Origin of the sequence: Okeania sp. SIO3B5 (assembly GCF_010692555.1) — a bacterium.
Taxonomy (GTDB): Bacteria; Cyanobacteriota; Cyanobacteriia; order Cyanobacteriales; family Microcoleaceae; genus Okeania.
In genome coordinates, this window is sequence record NZ_JAAHHG010000445.1 from 1 (window position 1) to 8,284 (window position 8,284).

At 32.9% G+C, this 8,284-nt stretch carries 4 protein-coding genes; all 4 read left to right on the forward strand.

The window, feature by feature from the left end:
* A partial coding sequence (locus F6K54_RS34945; RefSeq protein ID WP_293088281.1) for an ABC transporter substrate-binding protein occupies positions 1-2,340 on the forward strand: 2,340 nt, incomplete at its 5' end.
* A gap of 486 nt (positions 2,341-2,826) precedes the next feature.
* Positions 2,827-4,320 (forward strand): ABC transporter substrate-binding protein, encoded by a 1,494-nt coding sequence (locus F6K54_RS34950; protein ID WP_293088283.1) that lies wholly within the window; start codon positions 2,827-2,829, stop codon positions 4,318-4,320.
* A 1,506-nt stretch (positions 4,321-5,826) separates the two neighbouring features.
* Positions 5,827-8,001, forward strand: a complete 2,175-nt coding sequence (locus F6K54_RS34955; RefSeq protein WP_293088284.1) for a substrate-binding domain-containing protein — start codon at positions 5,827-5,829, stop codon at positions 7,999-8,001.
* Positions 7,970-8,152 carry a hypothetical protein gene (locus F6K54_RS34960; RefSeq protein WP_293088286.1) on the forward strand — a complete coding sequence of 61 codons (183 nt, stop codon included), beginning with the start codon at positions 7,970-7,972 and terminating at the stop codon, positions 8,150-8,152. The genes F6K54_RS34955 and F6K54_RS34960 overlap by 32 nt, the downstream gene beginning before the upstream one ends.
* Positions 8,153-8,284 lie beyond the last annotated feature (132 nt).

Here is an 8,284-nt window from a genome sequence, read left to right on the forward strand (position 1 = left end):
TATGAAGAAAAAGAACAAGTTAAAATAACTCTTAATCAATGGTTGGATAGTAGCGATATTAGTTGGCAACCTGTACGGGAGGAATTAATTTATGTGCTGACTTCTATCGGAACTTCTGATTCAGAAATTCGCTTATTTTTAGATATTCAAAATCCTAATTTATGCCGCATTCCTTGGCAAGAATGGAATTTATTTCAGTCTCGTTTCCCTCAAACAGAAATTGCTATTAGAGTTAGAGGTAAAGGAAAGTTTAGACGACCTCGTAAATCTTCAAAAGTAAGAATTATCCTCATAGTTGGCAAGAGTGATGGTATTAATACACAGTTAGATTTAGAAGTAATTCAAAAGTTAAAAGAAAAGGGTGCAGAAGTAAGATTTTTAAATCAACCAACACAGGAAAATTTATCTGATGCTTTGCGGGAGGAACCTGGTTATCATATATTGATTTTTGCCGGGCATAGTTGTAGTAAAGAAGATGGTTCAATTGGTTGGATATATTTGAATGAGCGGGATAAATTAAGTATTAAAGAGTTTAAAAATTCTTTGAGATATGCAATAGATAATGGGTTGCAGTTGGCAATTTTTAATTCTTGTGATGGTTTGGGTTTAGCAAATCAGTTGGCGAAGCTTGGTTTATCACGAATTATTGTTATGCGAGAACCTGTTCCTGACTTAGTGGCAGTGAAGTTTTTAGAGTATTTTTTCGCAGAATTTGCCAATAATAAATCTCTGTTTAAATCTATGAGAATAGCTCGAGGAAGATTAGAACATTTTGAGTCTGAATATCCAGGAGCAATGTGGTTACCTACTCTTTGTATTCAGGAAACAGCTTTGTCTCATTCTCTGAGTTGGCAGCAGTTAATTTATCCCAATTCATCGCAGAAACTTATCGATAAGTTTAAGCTTCCTTTGGGGCTGACAGCAGGAATTTTGTTGGTAATTTTGGCGATAAATGTAGTTAAAAATAAATTCACTGAAACTAAAGTTATCGAGATACAGCCAGAAATTTTACAGAATATTAGTCAGGGGGAAAAATTGTTAATTTCTTCCGATAAAAATCCGGCAAAAGAAGAAGGAATTGAACAATTTTATAATGGTAACTTTGCTCAGGCGATCGCTCAATTTCGCCAGTCTCTCCAAGTCAATAAAAATGACGCGGAAACTTTAATTTATTTGAATAATGCCATTGCTCAACAAAAATCTGCTACAAATATTGGGCAAAAGATAGAAATAGCAGTTAGTGTTCCTATTCGTCAAGAGTCAGATATTTCCCAGGAATTTTTGCGAGGAGTTGCTCAAGCTCAAAGCGAATTTAATTGTGGTTTACCGGAAATTTCTCTAGCTATTAAAAATCCTGAAAGTCAACTAAATTGCTCTGGTAGTTTCAATGATAAATTTTTAAAAGTTACTATTGCTGATGATGAATATCTGCCAGAAACTGCAGAAAAAATTGCTCAAGTTTTAGTAGCAAAGTCAGAAATCATTGCCGTTATTGGTCATTCTTCTAGTGATATGACTTTACAAGCAGGAGAGATTTATAACAAAGCAGAATTAGTAGTAATTTCTCCTACTAGCACCTCAATTGAATTATCAAACTTTGGCAAATTTGTATTTAAAATTTCCCCTAACGATCGCCTAGCAGCTCAAGCTCTATTCAATTATTTGAATCAACAAAATTGGACAGATAAAAAAATAGCAGTTGCCTATATACCTGGTAATAGTTATAGTCAGTCTTTAACTCAAGAATTTAATAAATTACTGCCAGAAAAATTTGTATATAAGTGCAATATTTCCTCGGGAAATTTTAGTGCCAGTGACTGTGTAGAAGAAGCACAAAATCGAGGAGCAGAAATAATGTTTTTAGTCCCGGCCACAGACAGAAGTTTGGGTAATATAATTGGTATAATTAATAATCCTAAAGAGTTAAAATTATTGGGTGGAGATTCTGTTTATAATCCCAGGGTATTAAAAGATGCTGGGCAACAAGCATACCGAGCAAATTTAACCCTTGCTATTCCTTGGCATAGTCGCTCTAACTCTGAATTTAATCAAACAGCTAGAAAATTTTGGAATGCAGAAATTAATTGGCGTACTGCTACATCTTATGATGCTACTCAAACTATTATTAAAGCTGTGGATAAAATGACGAGAAATTACTCTCGTCAACAGTTACAAAGAATCTTATCTAATCCCGATTTTTCCCTAGACGGGGTAACTGGAAAAATTAGATTTAACGAGTTAGGCGATCGCCAGTTTCTCGAGAAGCATAAACCACTATTAGTTCAAGTTAAACCTAGTGTTAAATCTGGAAAATATGAATTTGTAATTCTAGAGGAATGAATAATGAATAATTGATAATGGATAATTGATAATGGATAATGGATAATGGATAATTGATAATTGATAATTGATAATTGATAATTGATAATGAATAATTACCTGTCTCTTTTAGGGCTATGCTTTATAAACATCTTTCTTAAAATAAAACGTAGATATTATAGAGAAGTTATGTATTTGCTATTCAATGCAGATTTCAGGAGAGTAAACCTATTTAATTAGAGGCTTTTCTCCCCCCACCTCCCCATCCCCCCATCCTCCCATCTCCCTATCAGAAAAGGGTTTTAGGAGTTCCTTATAAGGGATAGCTTTTAACCTGAATTATTTAATTAATAATCATTAATTATTAATTACTCAGTAAAAATACTTTTTTCCTATTCCCTATTCCCTATTCCCTGTTCCCTATTCCCTGTTCCCTATTCCCTATTCCCTATTCCCTAAAACCGATAATTTTTTGACTTTATTCAAAATTGATATTTACCCGATAAAATGACTCAACAAAATATTTGGCATAAATTTATTCACCGAGCAAAGCTACCCTTAGAATTGGCAGGATTATTCATTGCAGTTATTCTCCTATTCCAGGATGTAGGAAAAGTAGTAACTCCCATTTTCAATCAAGAGGTTCTAAACATTAATAATAGTATTGGAGAAAAAACCATGTTTCCTTCTGGGGAAATATCCGCAGAAAAAGAATTAGGAATGAGAGAGATAAAAGAGAAAAGATTTAACAGTGCTATTTCCTATTTTCGCAAATCTCTTAATTTCAAAAAAAATGACCCAGAGACAGTAATTTTTTTGAATAATTCCATCGCTCAAGCAAAAAAAGTCAATCAAAGTAGAAAAATATTAGAAATAGCAGTTAGTATTCCTGCTCATGGAGAAGCTAATGTTGCAGCAGAAATTTTACGGGGAGTTGCTCAAGCTCAAAGTGAATTTAATTGTGGTTTGGCTGAAATTTCTCTAGCTATCAAAGATACTCAACATCAATTAAATTGCCAAGGTAGTCTGAATGGGAAATTTTTACAAGTCACAATTGTTGACGATAAAAATGAGCCAGAAACTGCTAAAAAAGTTGCTAAATATTTAGTCAAACAAAAAGATATTATTGCTATTATTGGTCACTACTCTAGTCCAATGACTCTCAGTGCGGGAGAAATTTATCACAAAAATAAATTAGTAGCAATTTCTCCTACTAGCACCTCAACTATATTATCAAATTTTAGTAAGTTTGTATTTAAAATTTCTCCTAGCGATAAACTAGCTGCCCAAGCTTTATTTGAGTATTTAGAGGAACTTGGAAAATCTCAAAAAGTAGCAGTAGCTTATGTAAAAAATAATGAATATAGTGAATCTCTGAAGCAAGAATTTGAAACACTCTTACTACCGAAAAAAATTGTACATCCATGTTACTTGAATGCTGGAAATTTTAGCGCTCAAGATTGTATTGAACAGGCAAAAAATCAAGATGCCGAAGCAATGTTATTAGTTCCGACAACTGAAACTCTGACTAATGCCATTGGAGTAATTGATAATGCTAAAGGATTAAAATTATTAGGGGGAGATTCTATCTATAATTATCGAGTTGTAAATGATGCTGGAGAAGAAGCAGCTCAGAATAATTTGACAGTTGCTATTCCTTGGCATCGTCACCCTAACTCTCAATTTAATCAAACAGCTCAAAAGTTTTGGAATGCTGAAATTAATTGGCGTACTGCTACATCTTATGATGGAGCAAAAACTATTATTAAAGCTCTGGATAAAAGTAATGGTAATTATTCCCGTAAAAAATTACAAAGAATTTTATCTAGTGGTGATTTTGATGTAGAAGGAGTAACAGGAAAAATTAGATTTAATGAGTTAGGCGATCGCCAGTTTCTCGATATAGATAAATCAGTATTAGTTCAAGTAAAACCTAATGCTGAATTTGGCACATATGAATTTATTATCCTGGAGGAGGGCAGTTCAACAATTAATAATTAATAATTAATAATTAATAATTACCTCTCCTGGAAAAGAAGAGGATTGATTCAAAGGAAAATTTTTTCTTGTTTATCCCTTTAAAGGAGATGCTTTAAACCTTATATATGTTAATGAAAACCGCTATAATTAGGGTTTGCGTATGGAAAATCTTTTTGCTCGGGTAGGAGACAGGAGACAACCCACCCCTCGCCCCTCCCCCTCCCAGGAGGGGAACAGGAGAAATGGGAATTTAGAAGAGGTAGGAGAAAGAATTGTCTCAAGATTGTTGTGCCCAACTATGCGCCTAAAATACGCTCCTTTTTGAGCATGAAGAGCTGAAAACCAAGGTATTTCAGACCCAAAAAGGCTAATGTCTTTATATGTCAATGCTTTTAGATTTAATCAGCAAGCCCTAATTATTCGGTAACTAGCACAATTTTTGTATTTCATATTACTTTTTCCTTCTTACTTCTTACTTCTTACTTTTGACTTTTGACTTTTGACTTATAACTTACTTCTTACTTCTTACTTCTTACTTTTGACTTTTGAATTACTTACTTTTGAATTACTTACTTTTGACTTTTGACTTTTGACTTATAACTTATAAGTTCCTTCTTACTTTTGACTTTTGACTTTTGACTTATAACTTATAAGTTCCTTCTTACTTTTGACTTTTGAATTACTTACTTTTGAATTACTTACTTTTGACTTTTGACTTTTGACTTTTGAATTACTTACTTTTGACTTTTGACTTTTGACTTATAACTTATAAGTTCCTTCTTACTTTTGACTTTTGAATTACTTACTTTTGAATTACTTACTTTTGACTTTTGAATTACTTACTTTTGAATTACTTACTTTTGACTTTTGAATTACTTACTTTTGAATTACTTACTTTTGACTTTTGACTTTTGACTTATAACTTATAAGTTCCTTCTTACTTTTGACTTTTGAATTACTTACTTTTGAATTACTTACTTTTGAATTACTTACTTTTGAATTACTTACTTTTGACTTTTGACTTATAACTTATAAGTTCCTTCTTACTTTTGACTTTTGAATTACTTACCTTTGAATTACTTACTTTTGAATTACTTACTTTTGACTTTTGAATTACTTACTTTTGAATTACTTACTTTTGACTTATAACTTATAAGTTCCTTCTTACTTTTGAATTACTTACTTTTGACTTTTGAATTACTTACTTTTGAATTACTTACTTTTGACTTTTGAATTACTTACTTTTGAATTACTTACTTTTGACTTATAACTTATAAGTTCCTTCTTACTTTTGACTTTTGAATTACTTACTTTTGAATTACTTACTTTTGAATTACTTACTTTTGACTTTTGAATTACTTACTTTTGAATTACTTACTTTTGACTTATAACTTATAAGTTCCTTCTTACTTCTTACTTTTGATTTTTGACTTTTGACTTTTGACTTTTGACTTTTGACTTTTGACTTTTGAATTACTTACTTTTGACTTTTGACTTTTGAATTTTGACTTCCTTTAGGATGTAACTATGAGTATTGTTAAGATTAAACTTCTCGAAACTGAAGTCCCTGGATTTCATGTAACTCTCACTGCCAACGATGGTAAATTTGATTCTATTGATGGTTTTTTACCAGCTTTACCACCAGAATTAGAATCATCATTGAGTAATTGGCAGTTAGCCTATCACCAATTAGAAAAAATTCGTAAAATCTCTACTAGAATTAGTCCCAAAAAAACTATTTCTTTCTCCAGTTCAGAACAAAGAAAACTGGTAAAAACTCAAATTAATAAATGGCTAGATTCTGACGATAGTCGATGGCGACCAATCCGAGAAGAATTAATTTCCGTATTTAGTTCATTACAAAACTCTGAGTCAGAAATTCGTGTATTTCTAGATGCAAAAAACCCTAAATTACGACGACTACCTTGGCAAGAATGGGGTTTATTAGCATCTCGCTTTCCTCAAGCAGAAATTGCTATAAGAGTCAGAGGAAAAGGTGCATTAAAACCTTCTCCTAATCATGGCAAATTCAGAGTGCTTTTAGTAGTAGGAAAAAGTGCAGGAATTAATACCAATTTAGATGTAGAAATAGTGCAAAAATTACAAGAAAAAGGAGCAGAAATTATATGCTTAAAACAGCCCAGTAGAGAAAAATTTGCTAATACTCTCAGAGAAGAATCAGGTTATCATATCTTTATTTTTTCCGGTCATAGTCGTAGCGAAGAAGATGGTTCAATTGGCTGGATTTCTCTCAACGATAGTGATGAATTAAGCATTGATGAATTTAAGAATTCTCTCAGATATGTAATAGATAAAGGACTACAATTAGCAATATTTAATTCCTGTGATGGTTTAGGATTAGCTAGTCAATTAGCTCAGTTAAGTTTACCTCGCAGTATTGTCATGCGAGAACCCATACCTGATGAAGTAGCAGTCAAATTTTTAGAATATTTCTTTGAGGAATTTACTAAAAATAAATCCTTATTTAGTTCTGTTCATGCTGCTAGAGAACGTCTGGAATATTTTGAATCTGATTATCCAGGAGCAATGTGGTTACCAACAATATGTATTCGAGAGTCAGCATTAGATAAACCTTTAACTTGGCAACAAATTACTGCCAACTTAACCCAGCCTCCCCAAACTTCATTCCTGAATAAAAAAAGTTTCTTATTATTAGGAGCAATAAGTTTATTGATTATTGGTGGGGTAATTTTCTCGCTGATTAGTGGAGAAAAAACACCAGAAAAAGATGTAGACAATTCTCCCTGTCCCCAACAACCAATCCAAAATAAACCCCCCACAGAAAATCAAATCAAATCTGTCAAATGTTTTGCTTATGTTCCTGATGTTCCTAATGGTAAATGGCTACATGGAGCTAGTACAACCTGGGCACCAATTCGCGGTAAAATAAATCCGAAAATCCAAGAAATTTTTCCAGAATTTAAGTTAACTTATAAAAAACATTCTAGTTTGCCTCCTGGTTCAGGAACTGGAATTAAAATGCTATTAGAAGGTCAAATTTCTTTTGCTGAATCTTCACGGCCTGTGACAGATACTGAGTTGAAAATTGCCAGAAATAGAGGTTTTCAACTAAAGCAAATTCCTGTTGCTATGGATGGTATTGCTATAGTAGTTCATCCTGAACTTGATGTGGAAGGTTTAACTTTAAAACAACTCCAAGAAATCTATACAGGTAAGATTCAAAATTGGAGTGAAATAGGAGGGCCTAATATTGAAATTATTCTCTATACTCGTCCTTTTAATAGTGGTACAACTCCTTTCTTTCAAGAAAACATTTTAGGTAAAAAAGAATTTGCTGAAAATGTAGCTGTGGTTCCCACTACTACTCAAGCTTTACGAGAGATAACTGCAAATAAAGGAGGAATTTATTTTGCCACAGCTTCAGAAATTATTCCTCAGTGTGGCGTGAAACCTTTATCAATTGGCTATCAATCAGGAGGTACTTTTGTTCCTCCTTATAAAGGTGAATTTGTGCCACCAGAAAATTGTCCTGAACAGCGTAACCAACCAAATTTAGAAGCATTTGAAAATGGAACATATCCGATTTCGAGACGGTTATTTGTGATTGTGAAAAAAGATGGTTCTTTTGATGAAAAAGCTGGAGAAGCTTATGGAAAATTGCTGTTGACAGATGAAGGGCAAAAATTAATTGAAGAAACTGGATATAGTCCTATTCGTTAATGTTTTGAAGAAGGAAGGAGGAAGAAGGAAGAAGGAAGAGGGAAGAAGGAGTGCAATAGATGTAGGTTGGGTGGAACGGAGTGTTAGCGGAGCTTATCTGAAAGATAAACCCAACATAACCTTATACGATTTCTCCATGAAGTTGCACTGAACAACAATTATTAAGCGCATTGTTACAGAGAAATCGTATTACTATTGTTGGGTTTATCCTAACGGATAAGCTGGCGCTAACGTTCCTCAACCCAACCTACGCCTGGTTTTTAGTCTAAAATCCTCAAAAAGA

Bases quoted from the DNA above. Each gene is read 5' to 3' on its own strand.
- F6K54_RS34955 (WP_293088284.1), top strand. From the start codon at position 5,827: ATGAGTATTGTTAAGATTAAACTTCTCGAAACTGAAGTCCCTGGATTT.
- F6K54_RS34950 (WP_293088283.1), top strand. From the start codon at position 2,827: ATGACTCAACAAAATATTTGGCATAAATTTATTCACCGAGCAAAGCTA.